General features: G+C 19.4%; 1 protein-coding gene. It reads left to right on the top strand.

Features of this window, described 5'->3' with window-relative positions; all coding sequences use genetic code 11:
• On the top strand, positions 1-604 hold a 604-nt coding region (locus M983_RS17770), incomplete at both ends, for a hypothetical protein (protein WP_210433236.1).

Here is a 604-nt window from a genome sequence, read left to right as displayed (position 1 = left end):
GGTTTTTTTTCATTAGCCATAAAAAATGAATTTATCTTTCAGATAAAAGATATTGTAAATATATCTATAATTAGTATAGCCATATTTTTTTCCTTTTTATTATCAAAAAATAAAACTAAAATATATTTAATAATATTTAATATATTGTCTATTGTTGGACTACTTTACTTTCATAATAAATTTTATTTAGGTTTCTTACTAACAATATCAATGCTAACATTGACATCTAAAATAAAATGGGAAGTTATTATTAAAATAATTATCTTTTCTAATGCAATAACTATTTTATTTTTATGCTTTTCTGTATATTTTAGTGAATATTACTTTTTAGAGGATGATAGATTTGGAAGAAGGTTTACTGCAGGATTTGATAATCCTAATACATTAGGACAATATATTTTAATGCTATTTACTGTAATATCTCTTTTCTTAGAGTTGAAAGTTAAAAATCCTAGCACTAGATTAATTATTACTACTTCAATATTTATTATTATATTTACAATATTATATTTAACTTACTCAAGGACAAGTTTAATTTTATCTTCTCTATTTTATATAATAATAATATATTCTATACTACTAAAGAAAAATAATCATTTTTTAC

Origin of the sequence: Proteus myxofaciens ATCC 19692 (assembly GCF_001654855.1) — a bacterium.
GTDB classification, from domain to species: Bacteria; Pseudomonadota; Gammaproteobacteria; order Enterobacterales; family Enterobacteriaceae; genus Proteus; species Proteus myxofaciens.
The sequence above is the reverse complement of the archived record's forward strand: the minus strand, read 5'-3'. Positions and strand labels throughout refer to the sequence as shown.